General features: G+C 44.2%; 16 protein-coding genes and 1 riboswitch. Of the genes, 3 read left to right on the top strand and 13 right to left on the bottom strand.

The window, feature by feature from the left end; all coding sequences use genetic code 11:
- Positions 1 to 78 precede the first annotated feature (78 nt).
- The 6 genes from JMX97_RS00920 to JMX97_RS00895 all read right to left on the bottom strand — a co-directional run bounded on the left by JMX97_RS00920 (position 79) and on the right by JMX97_RS00895 (position 6,145).
- Positions 79 to 540, bottom strand: a complete 462-nt coding sequence (locus JMX97_RS00920; RefSeq protein WP_227671397.1) for an acyl-CoA thioesterase — start codon at positions 538 to 540, stop codon at positions 79 to 81.
- Between the two features lie 150 nt (positions 541 to 690).
- The gene (locus JMX97_RS00915; protein ID WP_201554203.1) at positions 691 to 1,671 is read right to left on the bottom strand and encodes a hypothetical protein; all 981 of its coding nucleotides are present in this window, start codon (positions 1,669 to 1,671) and stop codon (positions 691 to 693) included.
- Between the two features lie 120 nt (positions 1,672 to 1,791).
- Positions 1,792 to 2,877, bottom strand: coding sequence for a uroporphyrinogen-III synthase (locus JMX97_RS00910; RefSeq protein WP_201554200.1), 1,086 nt, complete (start codon positions 2,875 to 2,877; stop codon positions 1,792 to 1,794).
- Positions 2,878 to 2,950: 73 nt separating this feature from the next.
- Positions 2,951 to 3,979 carry a hydroxymethylbilane synthase gene (gene hemC / locus JMX97_RS00905; protein ID WP_201554198.1) on the bottom strand — a complete coding sequence of 343 codons (1,029 nt, stop codon included), beginning with the start codon at positions 3,977 to 3,979 and terminating at the stop codon, positions 2,951 to 2,953.
- Positions 3,980 to 4,296: 317 nt separating this feature from the next.
- Positions 4,297 to 5,034, bottom strand: a complete 738-nt coding sequence (locus JMX97_RS00900; RefSeq protein ID WP_201554191.1) for a LytR/AlgR family response regulator transcription factor — start codon at positions 5,032 to 5,034, stop codon at positions 4,297 to 4,299.
- Positions 5,035 to 5,191: 157 nt separating this feature from the next.
- Complete coding sequence (locus tag JMX97_RS00895) at positions 5,192 to 6,145, bottom strand: histidine kinase (protein ID WP_227671390.1); 954 nt, start codon at positions 6,143 to 6,145, stop codon at positions 5,192 to 5,194.
- Between the two features lie 179 nt (positions 6,146 to 6,324).
- On the opposite strand from JMX97_RS00895, the gene argH reads away from it, so the two are divergent.
- Both argH and JMX97_RS00885 read left to right on the top strand, forming a co-directional pair.
- On the top strand, positions 6,325 to 7,818 hold the full coding sequence (gene argH, locus JMX97_RS00890; protein ID WP_413786380.1) for an argininosuccinate lyase: 1,494 nt from the start codon (positions 6,325 to 6,327) through the stop codon (positions 7,816 to 7,818).
- A 246-nt stretch (positions 7,819 to 8,064) separates the two neighbouring features.
- Positions 8,065 to 8,361, top strand: a complete 297-nt coding sequence (locus JMX97_RS00885; RefSeq protein ID WP_201554187.1) for an oxidative damage protection protein — start codon at positions 8,065 to 8,067, stop codon at positions 8,359 to 8,361.
- 43 nt (positions 8,362 to 8,404) lie between these two features.
- On the opposite strand, the gene phoU is transcribed toward JMX97_RS00885, so the two are convergent.
- The 5 genes from phoU to pstS form a co-directional block, all read right to left on the bottom strand.
- Positions 8,405 to 9,133, bottom strand: coding sequence for a phosphate signaling complex protein PhoU (gene phoU, locus JMX97_RS00880; RefSeq protein WP_201554185.1), 729 nt, complete (start codon positions 9,131 to 9,133; stop codon positions 8,405 to 8,407).
- A 158-nt stretch (positions 9,134 to 9,291) separates the two neighbouring features.
- Complete coding sequence (pstB, locus tag JMX97_RS00875; RefSeq protein WP_227671396.1) at positions 9,292 to 10,050, bottom strand: phosphate ABC transporter ATP-binding protein PstB; 759 nt, start codon at positions 10,048 to 10,050, stop codon at positions 9,292 to 9,294.
- A 307-nt stretch (positions 10,051 to 10,357) separates the two neighbouring features.
- Positions 10,358 to 11,206 carry a phosphate ABC transporter permease PstA gene (gene pstA / locus JMX97_RS00870; RefSeq protein ID WP_413786381.1) on the bottom strand — a complete coding sequence of 283 codons (849 nt, stop codon included), beginning with the start codon at positions 11,204 to 11,206 and terminating at the stop codon, positions 10,358 to 10,360.
- A 184-nt stretch (positions 11,207 to 11,390) separates the two neighbouring features.
- Complete coding sequence (gene pstC, locus JMX97_RS00865) at positions 11,391 to 12,347, bottom strand: phosphate ABC transporter permease subunit PstC (RefSeq protein WP_201554177.1); 957 nt, start codon at positions 12,345 to 12,347, stop codon at positions 11,391 to 11,393.
- Positions 12,348 to 12,478: 131 nt separating this feature from the next.
- The gene (gene pstS, locus JMX97_RS00860; protein ID WP_201554175.1) at positions 12,479 to 13,633 is read right to left on the bottom strand and encodes a phosphate ABC transporter substrate-binding protein PstS; all 1,155 of its coding nucleotides are present in this window, start codon (positions 13,631 to 13,633) and stop codon (positions 12,479 to 12,481) included.
- 329 nt (positions 13,634 to 13,962) lie between these two features.
- A riboswitch (TPP riboswitch) is annotated at positions 13,963 to 14,087 on the top strand.
- Between the two features lie 298 nt (positions 14,088 to 14,385).
- On the opposite strand from pstS, the gene thiC reads away from it, so the two are divergent.
- A complete protein-coding gene (thiC, locus tag JMX97_RS00855; RefSeq protein WP_227671389.1) occupies positions 14,386 to 16,380 on the top strand; it encodes a phosphomethylpyrimidine synthase ThiC in 1,995 nt (664 codons plus the stop codon).
- 109 nt (positions 16,381 to 16,489) lie between these two features.
- Here thiC and JMX97_RS00850 read toward each other — a convergent pair whose 3' ends face one another.
- Complete coding sequence (locus tag JMX97_RS00850; RefSeq protein WP_201554173.1) at positions 16,490 to 17,380, bottom strand: fructose bisphosphate aldolase; 891 nt, start codon at positions 17,378 to 17,380, stop codon at positions 16,490 to 16,492.
- A 228-nt stretch (positions 17,381 to 17,608) separates the two neighbouring features.
- A complete protein-coding gene (locus JMX97_RS00845; protein WP_201554172.1) occupies positions 17,609 to 18,523 on the bottom strand; it encodes an EamA/RhaT family transporter in 915 nt (304 codons plus the stop codon).
- Positions 18,524 to 18,618 lie beyond the last annotated feature (95 nt).

Here is an 18,618-nt window from a genome sequence, read left to right as displayed (position 1 = left end):
AACTGATGTTAGCGTGCCTTTTTGCTACTTACTTATTACTGTTTAATAAACTCTCAAAAGCAAAAGACTAGAAAATAGTTATAATTCAGGCTTATGCCCTACCTTTTTTTCTAACGCTAATAAACGCGCGCGTTCCTCTTCTGTCCACGGTAACTTGTTTTCGCCACCGCTATCTAGACGTACCACTACTGCTTCAGCAGTAGCAACGATTGCTTGTTGTGTGCAGCTATAATAACTGTAATCTATCACGATACTAGTTGTACCCAAGCGCTTACAACGCACGCCTAATAACAGAGTATCGGGGAAAGTCACTGGCCGTAAATACTGACAGCTGGACTGCGCCAGCACCGTCACCATACTGCCATCAAACATACCCAGCGCCTGCAAATAGGCGATACGTGCTGACTCAGCATAACGATAATAAACCACATTATTTAAATGGTTAAAAGCATCCATCTCACCCCAGTGGATCGGCTGAGTATGGATAATGGGATAACGCGCCAATGCGTCAGGTATGTCAAGACCGCTGTTGACTTGCATATCAGTGGTTAAACTTGAGGGTTGATTGGCCTTGTTCATGATTTACCTTAACTTTTTTATTTACCAAATATACCAGTACTTCAAATAACTTAGTATTTAACCCCACTTAGTATTTAAACTAACTGGGCACTTAGAATAAACGAGCACAGATCAACGCTTGGGTTTATCTAAAATCTGAGTGGTCAATAGCGGCGTTGGTGTTGGGGAACTAGCAATCAGTTTATCCAGCCAATCAATCACTTCTGAGATATTTTTTGGCGCCCCCATAGTCTGTAAATTACTTTGATTGTCAGACGTTTTCGTACTGCTTTTTATGATTGACAACGATGTTGGATTAAAATTGAAGCTAACTTTGTTTTTTGGCGTGCTTGGAGGGTCTGCAACTAGAGTTTGCAACTGGTTTCGAGCTTGGCGCAAGTAAGAAATCAGCTGGCCTTTATCACGCATATTACTGGCTTGATTCGCTAGATTCAGTGTCATGATGACTTCGTGAGTCGTTAATTGCCTGCGAGTCAGTACAACATTATCGCTTGCCACGTTAACAGAGGTTCCTTGTTTATTATGGCTGTTTAGGCGCTCATGGCTGTGTAAAAATTCTTGGATATTTTGAATCGCCAAATTTTGTATCTGCCATGGGCTGGGCTGAGAGCTTTGCGCTTGTAAGCGCTCTATATCTTTGCTTAAGCTTTGTTTGATGACAATCGTCAGGGCTGGCGCAATCTCATTGCTGTTTTGTGATAGCTGCCATTGTAGTCCACGTAATAAATCAATCGCTGCCCTATCGTTATTATCTAACAGCAACCTATCAGCTGCTTGTATTTGAATACGTAATAAATCCAGCTGGTTTTGTGCTTGGCTACCGACCACAGTGCTCGGTGGTGGCAGACTCTGCTGACTGATAGCAAATAAGCGATCGTCCATTTCGTTTAGCCGACTGGCCAATTGTTCATTGCTTTGCAAACGCTCATTGACATGATTTTGAAAACGCTGCTGGCTAATATATAACCATGCTAACGCTGCGATGAGCAGTAAAATGAGTAACCACTGCAAGCGCAATAGCAAGATATTTGCTTGTCGGCGCTGCTGACCGGCAGAGGGTTCGTTAGGTGACGATTCAAACTTAGTTGACATAAAGCAGCACCGTTGTTGATAGGTTTAAACGTACTTAAAATAAGCAGGTAAGATAAATTAATTATTAATTTTTTAGTAACTGTTAAAACCAGTAGCTGTTAGAACTAGTCGCGGTTAAAACTAACAACTACTTTTAATTGCTGCAAGGATAGTCTCAGGAGCCAGATCCTCTACTCGCCAATAGCTCAGTTGCTGCTCAGCGACCATATGAGCTAAGCGCTCACCTAATACCACATAAGCAAAGTCCGACAGCTTAAGTAGCGACCCATTACTTAAATTCGTATCTAAAATTGGAGGCAAGCTGTCATTTGAATTCGCATCTAGATCTAGATTTATATCTGACTTCGACTCTGAGTCAAGCACTTGCACTGGATCAACTATACTTACCCAATGCTCAAAGGCAGTGCCGCTACTAATAACAACAATAGGCTTTGGTTGCTGTATTTGCGCTAGATTTTGCGTTGCCTTTTGCATACTGAACTGCTTTGACCACTGCTGGTAGTGAGTATTGGCATCGGTAGGCATAACTCGCTCATACCACGCAATGCTATCGATATGTACACCGCGCGCTTGTAAGGCATCGACCAATAGTCGGCGTCCGCCAAGTCCACGCCATATCAGTACCTTATCACCAGCTTTTAGCCTTTCAATCTCAGGCATAACCAGCATACCTTCGTTATTGGCAATCGCAGGCTGTAGCACCTGTTGGTTCGCTACTGGCAACTCATTAGATTGCAGTACCGCGGCAGTAGCCTCACCAACGGCAATGATATGACTCAAATGGTTGTGCGCGTTTGATACTTCTATTCTTGAATCTAAACGTGCAGCAGAGTCACTCTGCTGCTGCTTATTTTGAGCAGCGTTATCGTACTGAGTACCTATCTCATGCTCATGTGCAAGATCATGCGCGAGCGTTTGCCAAACTGCTAAGCCTAAAGCAGCAGCTGTTGGGCTTACAATGACCAAGGTTTGATAATCGCCCGCCAGCCATTGGCGCATCAGTCTCATATCTTCTTCTATGACTGCGCGCGATTGCAACGCTAGCATCGGTATATCAACGACTATAAAACCTGCTGCTTGTAAATGACAGGTAAGCGGCGCAGCACGCTCTACTGGGCGGGTATTAATCACCACTTGCGGCGGCATTGCTACACCATCAACTTCCTGATTTGACTTAGAGTAAGTGGGCGGCGATGACCAAGACATAAACATACCACGACGTAAGGCTTATGGGATTAGAGTGATATAGTCGATTTACTTTAAAACAGATACATGCCTGCTATTCAGGATGGTAAATCGCTGCCAAAATAGCACCAGCGCCATCTGCAAGTAGCATATCAGCCACTTCAATGCCGAGCTGATTGGCTTGCGCTTCTTGTTCTACTTGGGTACCACTCAAAATAGTACGTTTTTCAGCTTTTAGCAACTCGCTACCATCGGCTTGTCCGACTCGGCCACGTAGCCACAACCTATTGCCAGCATCATCGTTTTCGATATAATTATTCTCAATATCGACGCTGTCATCAGCGGCATGTAAAACAGCAAAAGCAGCAATCGGGACTTGGCAGCCGCCTTCTAAGTGACGATTTAAAGCACGCTCAGCGATTAAACGGATGCGTGCTTTGTCATCATTGAGCGGCGCGAGTAAGGCTAATATCTCAGCATCATCTTCACGACATTCAATTGCTAATGCCCCTTGTCCAACAGCAGGCAAGCAGACATCAATATCTAATTCTCCGCGAATACGCGCGTCCAGCTCAATACGCTGTAGACCGCTGGTGGCTAGAATAATGGCATCATAATCGCCTGCATCCAGCTTACCTAGGCGCGTCCCAACGTTACCGCGCAGGGTTTTGATTTGCAAGTCTGGACGATAGGCTTTAAGTTGACACTGACGGCGTAAACTTGAAGTTCCTACTACCGCACCTTCTGGTAACTCGTCAAGACTGTTATAGGTATTAGAGACGAACGCATCAGTCGGAGAGGCACGCGTGCAATAGACACCCAGCATCAAACCTTCAGGTAATTGCATGGGAACGTCTTTTAATGAGTGCACTGCAATATCTGCCTGTTTGTCATACATTGCTTGCTCAAGCTCTTTAACAAACAGCCCTTTTCCACCGATTTTGGCCAGTGGCGTGTCCAAAATTTTGTCACCTTTAGTGACAATTTTTAGCAAGTTGATGGTCAAGCTAGGATACAGTGCTAGCAAGCGGTCACGAATGTGTTCGGCTTGCCATAATGCCAATGGACTTTGACGGGTGGCAATATTTAAGGTGGTCAAAGCAGGTTGTTGCGAGTTGCTCATAAGAGGCCTCAATAGGATTAATGCTATAGTATAGTAAAACCAACTACAAACCTGTTACAGCATCAAACTCGCTGAATGCACCTGCTTTGATAAGCCAGCTACAACTCTCACTCGTCTGTCTGGTCCCAGTTGTATATTGGATTCACTGTACTTTTATTAACAGTATGTGGTGACGCAAAAAAATACCCCTATTTAAGCATAAATAAGGGATTGATGATATGGAATGACCCTTCAGGATTTAGAAATGCTCCTTGTCCATATTTGTTAAAAGTATATATTAGTTGAAAATATACTTTTGTTAAAATAGGTTAGATAAGCTACATACTTTGAATTTTTTCACGTAACGCGGGTAGATGGCGACGGCTGACGGCTAAAGTCTCCTCAATACCTTTAAAGTGTACTTGATACTGTCCGGCGTCTACAGTCTCTAGAAAATCCAGAAACTTGAGATTGATCATAGCATTACGGTGCACACGAAACAGTCGATCGTCAAATTCCTGCTCCAGCTCCTTTAAGGTCTCATCAATCAACACAATGCCCTCTTTATGACGAACTTTGACGTATTTTTGATCGGCACTACAATAATAAATATCTTTCAACTCAATCAGCTCTACCCCGCGATGGGTACGGGCGGCGATATGCTCTCGTACTGGTCGAGCGGTTGGGTCTTCAAGCTTACGGATTTCATTTAATTGGGCAGCGTTTAGATTTTTGGCTTTGCCAAGTGCCTCTAACAGCTCATCCTTGTTTGCAGGCTTTAATAAGTAGCCAATAGCATTGGCTTTAAGCGCCGCAATCGCATAATGATCATAAGCGGTAACGAAGATAACAGCCGGCGGATGCTTGAGCTCAGTAAGCTCTTGGGCACAGCGCACACCATCCATTTCAGGCATCCGAATGTCTAGTAATATGACATCTGGCTGATGGGTTTTTACTGCGACAATGGCTTCTACCCCGGTCGTTGCTTGTGCAACCACCTGATGACCTGACTCTTGCACAATCCTGACCAAACGCTCACGTGCCAATGGCTCATCATCACAAACTATAATTCGCATGTAAATCCCTTTCGCATAGCCCACCTAAAAATTTTTAGACACTATTAATAGTTACCAGTTATCAATCACATAAGGTAACGATTACATCAATAAAATAATTGATGCAATAAGTATGCCATGATAGATATTATGGAAGCATTCAAATACTAAGAAAGGGTTACAAACCAACATCTTGTAGGGGATAATCAATGATGGTTATGATTTGCTGACTGGTGACCGTACTTTGAATATCGGCACTTTGTCCGAAATGAATTTTTAAGCGCTCAGCTTGAACATAAAAGTCCACATGTTGGCGCAAATCATGACTAATCATTAACGTTTTTCTGGGAAGCTGAGCAGTAACGGTAATAGTAACTCGGTGCTGCTGCCAGGTCACGACGATATCAATAATAATGGTTTCGGTGGTCATCTCTACCACGCTAAACAGTACTTTTTCAAGCACACTCTGCAAGGTCAAAACAGTGATGACCATATCGTACATTACATCTTCGTCGGGCAGCTGCCAACTCACAGCAAGTTTGTCAGCCAAACGGCTCGACTCAATCGCCAAATAATGCTCGCAAAGCGCCACTTCTTCTTCAAAGCTAATTTCACGCGTGCCACCAAAACTAGCACGAAACAACGCTGATACGTGCTGCAATAACGCGGCTGCACGAGGCGGATTGGATTCAATGAGTGAAGTTAAAGTGTTAAGCGTATTAAAGAAAAAGTGCGGGGCAAGACGAGCTTTGATCAAGTCGTTTTGAGCGGTCAGCTTATGTTCAAAAGATAGCTTAAGAGCATTGAGCTCTCGATGACGGCGTATGAAATACAGTAAAAACACTAATGTGAAGCTACCAGTAATCATACTATTAAATAATATATTTAAGACAAACGCTTGAGGATTGTAGTCAAGCCAGCCAATATTAATCATAACGAGCATAACTAAGGTTATTGGTATTGCAGAGCCAATCGCAAATAGCAGGAAAACATATATACTGACTCTAAGGATACTCGCGTGCTTAAAGAGAGGACGTAAATAATCAATCAAATATAATGACGGGATGACGGTTAAAGTATTTTGAATAACCCTACTCATAAACTTGATCAAAAACTGTGACCAAGTAGCCATATCATGGCGATCAATTACTGTAAGAAACAACGACCAAAGAAAGATATACAGTAGCCACTGACCAGGCCTCATGATTTCCATGAGTTTGGGAATAAAAAACTCTAAGCGCTCCGCTAGTAAGGCAACCTCATCATTTGCTATACTCGAGTTCTTATTCTGTTGACTTGTCTTAGACCGATATGAACGCCACTTCTTCAAATCCTAGTAATCCCGAGCAAAATAAAAATTCACATGCGTCTGATTCTAGCACAGATGCTGCCACAACGAACGCTGCTGCACAAAACAGCCCAGGCCAGCAAATGTGGGGCGGACGCTTTAGTGAAGCAACAGACAGCTTTGTTGCCGCCTTTACCGCTTCAGTAGGCTTCGATCAACGCTTTGCGCGCCATGATATCGAAGGCTCAATCGCTCATGCGACTATGCTCAAAGAGTGCGATATTTTAAGCGCTGATGAGGTCGCGACAATTATTGACGGTCTAAAACAAGTGCTGGCCGAGATTGAGGCCGGTGAATTTGATTGGTCCATTCAGCTAGAAGATGTACATATGAACGTTGAGTCGCGCCTGACTGATATTATTGGTGCGGTCGGTAAAAAGCTACATACCGGTCGTAGTCGTAATGACCAAGTCGCCACCGATATTCGCCTGTGGCTGCGTGAAGAGACCGATAATATCATCGCGCTATTGGTACGCTTGCAGAGCGGCTTATTAGATTTGGCCGAACAACATACCGATACTATTATGCCGGGATTTACCCATTTGCAAACTGCGCAGCCGGTCAGCTTTGGTCACCACGTGATGGCATGGTTTGAGATGCTATTTCGTGATACTGAGCGACTTGTGGATGCGCGTCGCCGTATCAATCAATTACCACTCGGTAGCGCCGCTCTTGCTGGCACAACCTTCCCGATAGACCGTACGATTACTGCGGAACTGCTCGGCTTTGAAGGCATTTGCCAAAACTCGCTCGATGCCGTATCCGATCGTGACTTTGCCATTGAGTTCACTGCAGCGGCTTCTATATTAATGATGCATATGTCGCGCATGAGTGAAGAGATTATCCTCTGGATGTCGGCGCAATTTAATTTTGTGCAGATACCGGATCGCTTTTGTACTGGCTCATCCATTATGCCGCAAAAGAAAAACCCTGATGTACCAGAGCTGGTACGTGGTAAAGCGGCTCGCGTATTCGGACAGTTAATGACCTTATTGAGCTTAATGAAAAGCCAGCCACTGGCCTACAATAAAGACAATCAAGAAGACAAAGAGCCGCTATTTGATTGCGTAGACACTTTGACAGGCTCGCTATTGGCCTTTGCCGATATGCTGCCAAATATCACGCCTAATAAAGAAAATATGCGCGCGGCGACCATGAAAGGTTATGCCACTGCTACCGATTTGGCCGATTATCTAGTGCGAAATGGGGTTGCCTTCCGGGATGCTCATGAAGTGGTGGGCAATGCCGTCGCCCTTGGTATTAGCGAAGGTGTGGACTTGAGTGATCTGACCCTTGCGCAGTTGCAGTCATTTAGCGATGCCATCGGCGATGACGTGTTCGACTACTTAACCTTAGAAGGCTCATTGGCAGCGCGTGACCATTTGGGCGGCACTGCACCCAATCAAGTTAAGCAAGCGGTGAGCCGTGGACGTACCCGTTTAGAAGTGTTTTCTTAATCTAATATTTTTTATTAACTTGATATCCTTCGCTAACTACAGGATTAATATCAAAACACCCGCCATCATTGCGGGTGTTTTTGTTACTATATTTAAGTAAATTTGCGGTTAACCTTTATAAACCTGATACCCTTAAACGGGTTAACATTCTCAAACCTGTTAATATTTGCTAAGTGCACTAAGACCTTTATCATAGGTCAGTATCAACTTACTAATATATTCAATATCAATAATAAGGAGCGACTCATGACCGAGAATTTCAATCCCCAAGCCAATACCGTATTTTGCCGTAAATATCAACAAGATCTACCTAAAATGGTGCATCCTCCCTTCCCGAACAAAAAAGGTCAAGAGCTACAAGAAACAGTATCTGATAAAGCATGGAAAGAATGGCTTGAACATCAAACCATGCTGATTAACGAAAACCATTTAAGTATGATGGATCCTGAAGCCAAGAAATTCTTGACGGAACAACGTGATAAATTTTTGGATAATGAAAACTATGAACGTGCTCAGGGCTGGACACCAGAAACCAAAAGCTAGACCGACGCTTAGAATAGAAAATGACATGTAAAAAAACGAGGCGCTAGCCTACTTTGCTAGCGTCAATCGCTTGTTGTACCGTTGTAAAATCACTATGGCGCACATCCGTGCCACTGCTGATGTAAATCACTAACTCGGCAATATTGCGGGCATGGTCACCGATGCGCTCAAGCGCTCTGAGTATCCACATCAAGTTAATCACGTGACTAACTTGCCGTGGGTCTTCCATAACATAAGTCATCAAGGCGCGAACGGCAGACTGATACTCAAAGTCCACGTTGCCATCACTACGCATCACATCAAAGGCGCGCTCTGCTTTTAAATGCTCAAAGGCTGCTAGCGCACTGTGCAGCATCAAGCGTACTTGATTACTCAAATGCTGTACTTCATGATAGCAGTAAGCGCTCGCACTTGTGACGCTATCAGCGGCTACTTGCTGTGCCATATAGGCAATCTTAGCCGCCTCATCGCCGATACGCTCAATATCTACTACCCCTTTACTGATCGCCATGACATAGCGCAAGTCGCGAGCCGCCGGTTGCCTTTTAGCCACTAATAATAGTACTCGCTCATCAATTAGCACTTCTAACTGATTGATCGCACTGTCCTGCTCAACCACCTGATAGGCCAAATTCATATCGCCTTCTATCAAAGCGTGCATCGCTTGTGCCACTTGCTGCCCAGCAAGCGCACCCATCTCTAAAAATAAATCAGTGGTCTCGGTTAAATCTTGGTCAAAGCTTTTGGAGGTGTGGAACATGGGATTAGACATAATGAAATTCTCAAGTAAAAAACCACGACAATAGCAATCCCAAAAAACAAGCTAACGTTGTCAGACTCCTAAGCCTACTAATGGTAGTAGTACTTATTTTTCGTTATTTTGGATTTTTAGAAATGACATGAGTAGAAGAACCATAATAAATAGGACAATTAGCCATAACGCCCAGTAATATAATCTTCAGTCGCTTGCTGCGAAGGGTTGGTAAAAATCTGGTCGGTGTTGCCCATTTCTACCATGTCGCCCAAATACATATAAGCGGTATAATCAGAGATCCGCGCCGCTTGCTGCATGTTATGGGTCACGATAGCAATGGTATAGTCTTGCTTTAAATCCTCAATCAAGTCTTCGATTGCCCCCGTTGAGATAGGGTCAAGTGCTGAGGTCGGCTCATCTAATAATAGAACTTCAGGTTTGGTCGCTACCCCGCGCGCAATACATAAGCGCTGTTGCTGTCCGCCAGATAATGACAAGCCGGATGCGGATAACTTGTCCTTAACCTCATTCCATAGCGCCGCTTTTTTAAGTGCCCACTCGACGCGGTTGGCAAGCTCAGCCTTCGACATCTTTTCATATAAACGTACCCCAAACGCCACATTATCAAAAATGGACATCGGAAACGGTGTGGGCTTTTGGAATACCATCCCTACCTTGGCGCGCAGTAGATTAACATCCATCGATTTTGCCAATACATCATGACCATCAAGATGAATCTGACCTTCAGCGCGCATATTGGGATATAAGTCATACATGCGATTAAAGGTACGCAGTAGCGTTGATTTACCGCAGCCAGAAGGACCGATAAATGCGGTTACTTGCTTTTCAGGAATATCAAGGGAGATGTCTTTTAGAGCACGAAAGCTACCGTAATAAAAGTTTAGGTCACGGATTTGCAGTTTTGGGGCAGGCATAGTGTCTGCGAACTCGTTTGATGAGGCGGATGTCTGTTCGCCTGCTGTACGTTCAGTGGTTACTGGGGCAAGAACATGTACACCTGGATCACTCAAAGTGGGTAAAGGTACAGGAATCTGAATTTTGTTTTTAGTAGGTCGGGTGGCAATATCTGTCATGGTCATGTTCCTTATTGTCTTTAATATGAAATTCTTTAGTGTGAAGTTCTTTAACAGGAGATAAAAATTAAGAAATTGGGTAAGTATTAGTTTTTAGCAGTAAGACTTTTCAGTAAAACTCTTTAATAAAAGCATCTGATAAAAACTGTTAGTTGTATTCTTTACCCCCGATGTAGCGTGCTGCTACATTTAGGGTAAGCACTGTTAAGGTAATTAATAATGCTGCCGCCCAGGCTAAGGTATGCCAATTGTCATAGGGGCTCATGGCAAATTGATAAATAGTGTTGGGCATATTGCCCATCGCATTGCTCATGTCTAAGCTGAAGTATTGATTGTTCAACGCGGTAAATAACAGCGGAGCAGTCTCGCCAGTGATACGCGCAAATGCTAGTAGTACGCCGGTAATTAAGCCTGCCCGCGCTGCTTTGATAGTTACGCCCAGTACCAACTTCCATTTCGGCGTTCCTAACGCGTAAGCCGCTTCACGTAAGGTATTGGGCACCAATAACAGCATGCTTTCTGTGGTTCTGACCACCACTGGAATGACAATTAACGCTAGGGCACACGCGCCTGCCCAACCAGAAAAGCTATAATTTTTGACCAATATTGCATAGATAAATAAGCCAATCACAATAGATGGGGCCGATAATAGAATGTCATTTAAAAAACGTATGACTTGTCCCAGCCAATTGCCGTGCGAGAATTCCGCCAAATAAATTCCTGCTAGCAAGCCAATTGGGGCACCAATAAACAATCCACTACCAGCAATCATCAGCGAGCCGACAATAACGTTGCGCAGACCACCATCAGTCATCGGTGGCGGAGTGTCCGCAGTAAATACTGGCATTTGGACCAAGCCGCTAAAGCCTTCAACGCCTAAAGTAATCAAAATCCACGACAGCCAAAATAGTCCAAAGATCATAGCTGAGGCCGCAAAGCCCAATCCTACTTTATTCCACAGTCGGCGACGGCGATATAACCTTTGGTCGCTGGCCATAATGGGCTTAGTCGAAGCTTGAGTAATGGCAGACAATGCGGTCATGCAGCAGATTCCTTATTATTTACTAACTTTCTACAGTTTATGTTTTTCATTGAATAGTATTTTTTAATAAACCATTTTATGAAATGTCCGGCTTAGCAAAAATGACTTAGCAATAATGACAGCGGCTACCATCCAACAATTATTGTCCAGCACGCTTATCCATACCGCGTAGCAACAGCCGCGAAATGCTCAGTACTACAAAAGTAATCATGAATAGTATCAATCCTAAATGTAGCAGCGCCGACAGATGTAGCGGATCGGACGCTTCGGCGAATTCATTGGCCAAGGCTGAGGTGATAGACACCCCGGAAGCAAACATACTGGGACTGATATTAAAGGTGTTACCAATCAAAAAGGTCACCGCCATAGTCTCCCCCAGCGCCCGACCTAACCCTAAGATAATGCCGCCAACCACACCAGTTTTGGTATAAGGTAAGACAATCTTAAACATTACTTCCCAGGTGGTCGCACCCATGCCATAGGCAGATTCTTTGAGAAGTGCAGGCACAACCGCAAACACATCACGCATGGTGGCGGCGATAAAAGGAATAATCATAATGGCAAGCACTAGAGATGCCGTAAATAAGCCAATACCCATCGGTGCCCCAACGAAAAGCTTGCCAATGAGAGGCAAACCGCCTAAATTTTCTGTCAGCCAAGGTTGAATATGATTGCCAAAAAAAGGCGCAAATACGAATAAACCCCACATACCATAGATGATAGAAGGAATACCAGCTAACAGCTCGATGGCAATGCCCAGTGGCTTCTTGAGGAAAGGGGGACACAGCTCAGTCAAAAATATCGCAATACCAAAGCTGACAGGTACGGCAATAACTAGCGCCATAACTGAGGTAACTAAAGTGCCATAAATCGGCGCAAGAGCGCCATATTCATTGGCGACTGGATCCCAGTTATTACTGGTATAAAAATCCAGCCCAAATGCTTGCATACTCGGCCAAGCACCGATAACCAGTGACAGTAAAATCGCCCCTAAGCTTAGCAATACAAAAAGTGCCGCCGCTTTGGTAGTGGTGACAAATATTGCATCCCAACGTTTTTGTTTGTTTAGTTGTGTCTGCAAGTTAAGTCCTGCCATGACCACCTCAATTAGTTTGATAAACATGCTTGAAAATGAATGGGTTAAATATAAATATTTTAACTATGAGTTACGCCTATGATCTGCATATCAGCAAAATCACAGGCGCATGGGAGGGTATGCTATTACTGTTACTGCGGAGTATAGATCGGCTTGCCGTCCTTACCGACCACTTGCTTCCAGCTGTCTTTGAATAGCGCGACTGCCGTATCAGAAAATGGCACATAATCTAGCTCAGTTGCTGAGTCGTCACCTTGGTCATAAGCCCAACTAAAGAAGTTTAGCGCGCCGGCCACTTGCTTAGGATCTTGCGGTTGTTTGTGCACTAAAATAAACGTCGCAGCCGCTATCGGCCATGCCCCAGCAGTTTCAGAGTTGGTAATGACCTTATAGAACCCTGCTTGCTGCGACCAGTCAATATCCCCTGCGGCCGCAAAGCTTTCTATTGATGGCTGCACAAAGTTGCCTGCCGCGTTTTTGAGTGCCACATGTGACATATTATTTTGCTTGGCATAGGCGTATTCGACATAACCAATGGCATTGTCCATTCGGTTGACATAACTTGCCACGCCTTCGTTGCCTTTACCTGCTGCACCGCGAGCAGACGTTGGCCATTTGACTGTCTTGTCAACGCCAACATCACTTTGCCATTCAGGTGATACTTTTGCTAAGTAATCGGTAAAGTTAAAAGTCGTGCCTGAGCCATCTGAGCGAAACACAGTGGTAATAGGGCTGTCTGGCAAGCTTAAATCTGGGTTAAGCTGCACGATAGCAGGATCGTTCCATTTGCTGATATTACCCAAATAGATATCCGCTAGCATTTTGCCATCTAGCTTCAGTGCGCCCGGCTCGATACCTTCGATGTTGACCACTGGTACCACACCACCAATTACAGTTGGGAACTGGATCAACCCTTCTTTCGTTAATTCTTCTGGCGTCATTGGCGCATCTGAAGCACCAAAATCGACTGTGCCTGCGACGATTTGCTTAATGCCACCTGATGAGCCGATAGATTGGTAGTTGACCTGTCCACCGGTAGCATCGTTATAATCGGCTGACCATTTGGCGTAGATAGGCTGCGGGAATGAAGCTCCAGCGCCGGTAATATTCATTGAAATTTGATCGTTTCTGGCAGGGCTGGCGCTATTTGTGGTACTACTATCAGTGCTACTGCTGGCGACTGCGCTACTGTCAGTAGCCGGCTCTGCGGTGTCATCGGTTGATTTATTACACGCCGTAAGTGCTAAGGTACAACTGACGGCCACTGCTAATAACGAATAACGCATGTAAGACTCCTAAAGTTTAACAACGGTACGAAAAATTCTGGTCCGTGACATGCGTTGTAGTGTGCCAAGCTTTGATGACAGTTTGATGACAATAGTAATATTAATAACAACAGTAATATTAATAACAACAGTAATAAAAGCAGTAGTAAGGGCGAAAGCATCTTCATGTTAGTAAACTAACCTTGATTAGCCGATCTAAAATCGAATACCATTGAATAATTTAGCTAAACAATATTAATAAATCTGTAGATTTCAAATGATTATAAATATGGCCGAATATCATTAGCAGTCAGGTCGGAAGTTTGCTAGTATGAAGTTGATTTACAACACTGACAGACTCGGGGTGCGATGTATTAATGACTGATTTATAAGCAGTCACTATATATTCGCTGAGAAACCACCCGCCGAACCTGATGCGGTTAGTACCGACGCAGGGAAGTCTGAGCTGATGTTATTGTCTTGCAACGGGCGCGCAGAAATGCCTTATTATTAGAACTACTCTTTAGCTCTGTTTTAATAGCTACAGTTCGCCGGTTAGTAATTCGCTGGTTAATGAGCTAGTTAATAAAGAGTATGGCGGTTAATAATAAGTGGCACCCAACACTCCAGTTAGTCCTATCCATTAGCATCATGTTTGTTAGTGCGATTAATTTAGACGGACGATTGGATTCAACTTGCATGCATAATTGACGCTTACCCCGCAGATTCTGGCGGTGTTGCCTTTAACATTGGACAACACGCTAGGACAGCATATGACTACTTCAAAAACCATCTCGAATACTGGTTCAAAAGCCACTTCAAACACTAACGCACACACGCCTTCATACGCGGACGCTACCCTTCATATCCCAGCCAAAAATTCAGTTAGTGCTTCAGATGATGCTAACTCGAGTAATAGTAAGGCTGATAAAAAAGCAGACGCCTTAAAAACCCCTGCTCATCGCGCCGCAGGTGACGCTCGTTTTGAAGAAGACGCCCGCGACTTACACCGTATCCTTCCCGCCTCTCGGAAAGTCTATATCGAAGGCTCAAGACCCGACATTCAAGTACCGATGCGCGAGATTAGCTTAGCCGATACCCCTGTTGGTGGTACTGGTGACAAAGAAGGCGAGCACAATCCACCGTTTTATGTCTATGACACCTCAGGCGTTTATACTGACCCCAATGCCACAATCGACCTTACCAAAGGGTTACCCAAGCTACGTGAAGGCTGGATAAACGAGCGCGGTGATACCGAACAGTTAAGCGGTCTATCAAGTACCTACGGACAAACGCGCGCCCGCGACATCAGCACTGCCAATCTGAGGTTTGCTCATATCGATAAGCCGCGCCGTGCCAAAGATGTCGCTGGTAAAACAGGCAATGTCACCCAAATGTACTATGCGCGCCAAGGTATTATTACTCCTGAGATGGAATATATCGCTATTCGCGAAACCCAAAAGCAGCATGAATCAACGGATATGCGTCAACATGATGGCGAGAGCTTTGGCGCTAATACCCCTACTGTTATTACGCCTGAATTTGTACGTAGTGAAGTGGCGGCAGGTCGTGCAATTATTCCTAATAATATTAACCATCCTGAGTCTGAGCCGATGATTATCGGCCGTAATTTTTTGGTGAAAATCAACGCCAATATCGGTAACTCGGCGCTGGGTTCATCTATTGATGAAGAAGTCTCCAAAATGACTTGGGCAACACGTTGGGGCGCGGATAACATTATGGATTTATCCACCGGTAATCATATTCATGAAACCCGCGAATGGCTGATTCGTAACTCACCGGTACCGATTGGCACGGTGCCTATCTATCAAGCGTTAGAAAAAGTCGATGGTGTGGCTGAGGATTTAACGTGGGAGATATTCCGCGATACCCTTATTGAACAAGCAGAACAAGGTGTTGACTACTTCACTATTCATGCTGGCGTGCTGTTAGATTATGTGCCACTGACTGCCGGACGCTTAACGGGCATTGTCTCGCGCGGCGGCTCTATCATGGCGCAGTGGTGTATGGTGCATCAACAAGAGAGTTTTTTATATACTCATTTTGAAGACATCTGCGAGATAATGAAGGTTTATGACGTGGCCTTTAGTTTAGGCGATGGACTGCGTCCTGGTTGCTTGCAAGATGCCAATGATGAGGCACAGTTTAGCGAGCTGCGGACATTAGGTGAGCTGACCAAAGTAGCTTGGCAGCATGATGTGCAAGTGATGGTTGAAGGACCGGGTCACGTGGCGATGAACCGTATTAAAGAAAATATGGATTTGCAACTTGAGCTGTGTGCTGACGCGCCTTTTTATACTTTAGGGCCTTTAACGACTGATATTGCGCCGGGTTACGACCATATTACTAGTGCCATTGGTGCGGCGATGATTGGCTGGTTTGGCACAGCGATGCTGTGTTATGTCACACCCAAAGAACATCTAGGCTTGCCCAATAAAAAGGATGTCAAAGACGGCATTATCACTTATAAAATTGCTGCCCACGCTGCTGACCTTGCCAAAGGCCATCCGGGTGCACAAGCGCGTGATAATGCACTATCAAAGGCTCGTTTTGAATTCCGCTGGGATGACCAGTTTAATCTGGCGCTCGATCCGGATACGGCGCGTGAATTTCATGATGAAACCTTACCAAAAGACGCGCACAAGTCTGCTCACTTCTGCTCGATGTGTGGCCCTAAGTTTTGCTCGATGAAAATCACCCAAAACGTCCGTGAATATGCGGCTGGTCTGAAGAGTAAAGAGGCTTAGGTTGAGTTAGTTAGGTCACTACTATCTTTACACACAAAAAATCCCCGCTACCTAAGTAGTGGGGATTTTTTATGCTCAAAAGCTAATTTTCAACTTAATTTTTTTAAGTCTATACCTTCGACGCCTGATAAATCTCATCAATAGAAGTATTAATAGTATCGGCAAACTCTTTATCACTTTGCTGTTTACTTAAGCCTTCAGTAAAGGCACGTGAGAAGCTGGCAATCATACCTGGGTTTTGCTTGAGCTTAGCACAAGCATCACTACGGCTATAGCCACCAGATAAGGCGACTACTTTCAATACTTTTGGATGGTCAATTAGCTCTTGATAGAACCCAGCTTCTTCTGGCAAAGTTAGCTTAAGCATTACTTGTTTATCATCAGCCAAGCGCTCAAGGTTATGTAAGATATTGGTTTTTAGAAGAAGCTCACAATCATGTTTCTTAGCACTATCGATATTCACTTCTGGCTCGACGATTGGCATCAGACCCTTTGAGATAATTTGCTTAGCAACGTCAAATTGCTGCTGTACGACTAGCTCAATACCATCAACATTCGGCTCGTAAATGACTGAGCGCATCTTAGTACCAAATACCGGATAGTTCTTAGCTTTGTCTAATAATAAGTCTAGATTGGGCATGGGGCGCATCACTTGCACGCCGCTCATTTGTTCTGCTAAGCCTTTATCCACCTTTAAAAAAGGCACGATATTTTTGTCTTCCCATAGGTAATTGGCGGTCGGCTTGCCATTAACCTTGCGCTCCATAGTGTCTTCAAACAAAATCGCACCAAGGACACGTTTATCGTCAAAGCAGTCACAAGACATGATACGGGCACGCATTTCGTGCACAAGGTCAAACATGGCCTCGTCATTATCATAGTCATCGCCAGTAACACCATAATTTTCTAACGCTTTGGGCGTGCTGCCACCACTTTGATCAAGCGCGGCGATAAATCCTGAACCATTTTTTATACGTTGTAATTGCTGTTGATATTCCATTGAATGAGCATCCTATTTTATTAATTAAGGCCAAGTGTCACAAAGGTAAACGGCCAACTGTCAGTTTATGCAAGCCTGATTATATAAGTCTGACCGTTTGTATATAACCTTACCATAGGACGCCCTGTGTGCCTATATAGGATAAGTTAAAGAATTATAAAAACTTGTTGTCATGCCAAAATATCATTATGCCAAAATCGTTATTCTGAAACTATTACGTAAAAACTTTCACGCTAAAAACAGCACCGCAACACAGCTTACCGCTAATAATAATCCTACCATATTGATACGATTAAGCGATTCTTTAAACACGCCGACGCCAATGAGGGTAGCCACAGCGATAACACCGACGTTCATTCCAGTAAAGACGATACTGGGTGAGTCTGAGAGTAATTGATGAGCGCGAATATAAGCATAAATATTACCCATATTTAACACACCAAGCAGTAATCCAGCAGCTAACGCTCGACCTTGCCAGCGTACACGAGTGATAAGCAAATAGATAAACAGCAGTAAGCCGGCAAGCCCAAAGCTGATAAATAGCGTCAGCGGAAATGCCGCGCCTTGTTTGGCAACCTGTTTAAATAGAATATCAATAATACCGTAGCCTGCCCACACGCCAAATAGCCATAACGGCGTGCGTAACGCCTGTTTATTAACAGCTTTATCGGTAGAAGCATTCGTACTATTATTATTAGTAGATTTATTGGTATTATCATTAACAATAATAGCTTGCTGCGGACGATAGACTAGAGCACCGAGAGCTAAAAACCCTAATACTAAGCCAAAAATTCGCGTGCCCGTTAATACTTCACCAAATAGGATAAACGCAGCAATAATAGGAATAATCAAAGATAAGCGTTGGGCAGCATCAGTGGCAACCATGCCGACCGCTGCAATCGCTCGACCAAGAATAACGAATACCGCTGGCAAAAGAACCCCAAGCGCAATGATAATGCCCCATGCATCGCCAAGTTTATCCATACCGCTGATGTCGGGCTTGAGCAATAGCCAAGTAAGTAGAAAAGCAACTGGATAACCAGCGACGATGGTTTGGCGAATATCTATCTTCTGTTGTCGTAATATTTTTAGTAGCACAGAGACGGCGACACTACACAGTACCGCAATCGTTAAATACATCATCAGTCTCTACCTTATTCAATAACCATACTGCCCATTGGTAATTATTTGATTCAGCACTTATAAATCAGCCCTGCTCAATCAAAACAAAAGCATAG

Source organism: Psychrobacter sp. 72-O-c (genome assembly GCF_904846605.1).
In the GTDB taxonomy this organism is placed as follows: domain Bacteria; phylum Pseudomonadota; class Gammaproteobacteria; order Pseudomonadales; family Moraxellaceae; genus Psychrobacter.
This window is presented reverse-complemented; position numbering and strand designations above follow the sequence as displayed.

What these genes read in the sequence shown, in the direction of transcription:
- JMX97_RS00920 (WP_227671397.1), bottom strand. Translation starts at nt 540, where the DNA reads ATGCAAGTCAACAGCGGTCTTGACATACCTGACGCATTGGCGCGTTAT.
- JMX97_RS00915 (WP_201554203.1), bottom strand. Translation starts at nt 1,671, where the DNA reads ATGTCAACTAAGTTTGAATCGTCACCTAACGAACCCTCTGCCGGTCAG.
- JMX97_RS00910 (WP_201554200.1), bottom strand. Translation starts at nt 2,877, where the DNA reads ATGTCTTGGTCATCGCCGCCCACTTACTCTAAGTCAAATCAGGAAGTT.
- hemC (WP_201554198.1), bottom strand. Translation starts at nt 3,979, where the DNA reads ATGAGCAACTCGCAACAACCTGCTTTGACCACCTTAAATATTGCCACC.
- JMX97_RS00900 (WP_201554191.1), bottom strand. Translation starts at nt 5,034, where the DNA reads ATGCGAATTATAGTTTGTGATGATGAGCCATTGGCACGTGAGCGTTTG.
- JMX97_RS00895 (WP_227671390.1), bottom strand. Translation starts at nt 6,145, where the DNA reads ATGGCTACTTGGTCACAGTTTTTGATCAAGTTTATGAGTAGGGTTATT.
- argH (WP_413786380.1), top strand. Translation starts at nt 6,325, where the DNA reads ATGAACGCCACTTCTTCAAATCCTAGTAATCCCGAGCAAAATAAAAAT.
- JMX97_RS00885 (WP_201554187.1), top strand. Translation starts at nt 8,065, where the DNA reads ATGACCGAGAATTTCAATCCCCAAGCCAATACCGTATTTTGCCGTAAA.
- phoU (WP_201554185.1), bottom strand. Translation starts at nt 9,133, where the DNA reads ATGTCTAATCCCATGTTCCACACCTCCAAAAGCTTTGACCAAGATTTA.
- pstB (WP_227671396.1), bottom strand. Translation starts at nt 10,050, where the DNA reads ATGCCTGCCCCAAAACTGCAAATCCGTGACCTAAACTTTTATTACGGT.
- pstA (WP_413786381.1), bottom strand. Translation starts at nt 11,206, where the DNA reads ATGGCCAGCGACCAAAGGTTATATCGCCGTCGCCGACTGTGGAATAAA.
- pstC (WP_201554177.1), bottom strand. Translation starts at nt 12,347, where the DNA reads ATGGCAGGACTTAACTTGCAGACACAACTAAACAAACAAAAACGTTGG.
- pstS (WP_201554175.1), bottom strand. Translation starts at nt 13,633, where the DNA reads ATGCGTTATTCGTTATTAGCAGTGGCCGTCAGTTGTACCTTAGCACTT.
- thiC (WP_227671389.1), top strand. Translation starts at nt 14,386, where the DNA reads ATGACTACTTCAAAAACCATCTCGAATACTGGTTCAAAAGCCACTTCA.
- JMX97_RS00850 (WP_201554173.1), bottom strand. Translation starts at nt 17,380, where the DNA reads ATGGAATATCAACAGCAATTACAACGTATAAAAAATGGTTCAGGATTT.
- JMX97_RS00845 (WP_201554172.1), bottom strand. Translation starts at nt 18,523, where the DNA reads ATGATGTATTTAACGATTGCGGTACTGTGTAGTGTCGCCGTCTCTGTG.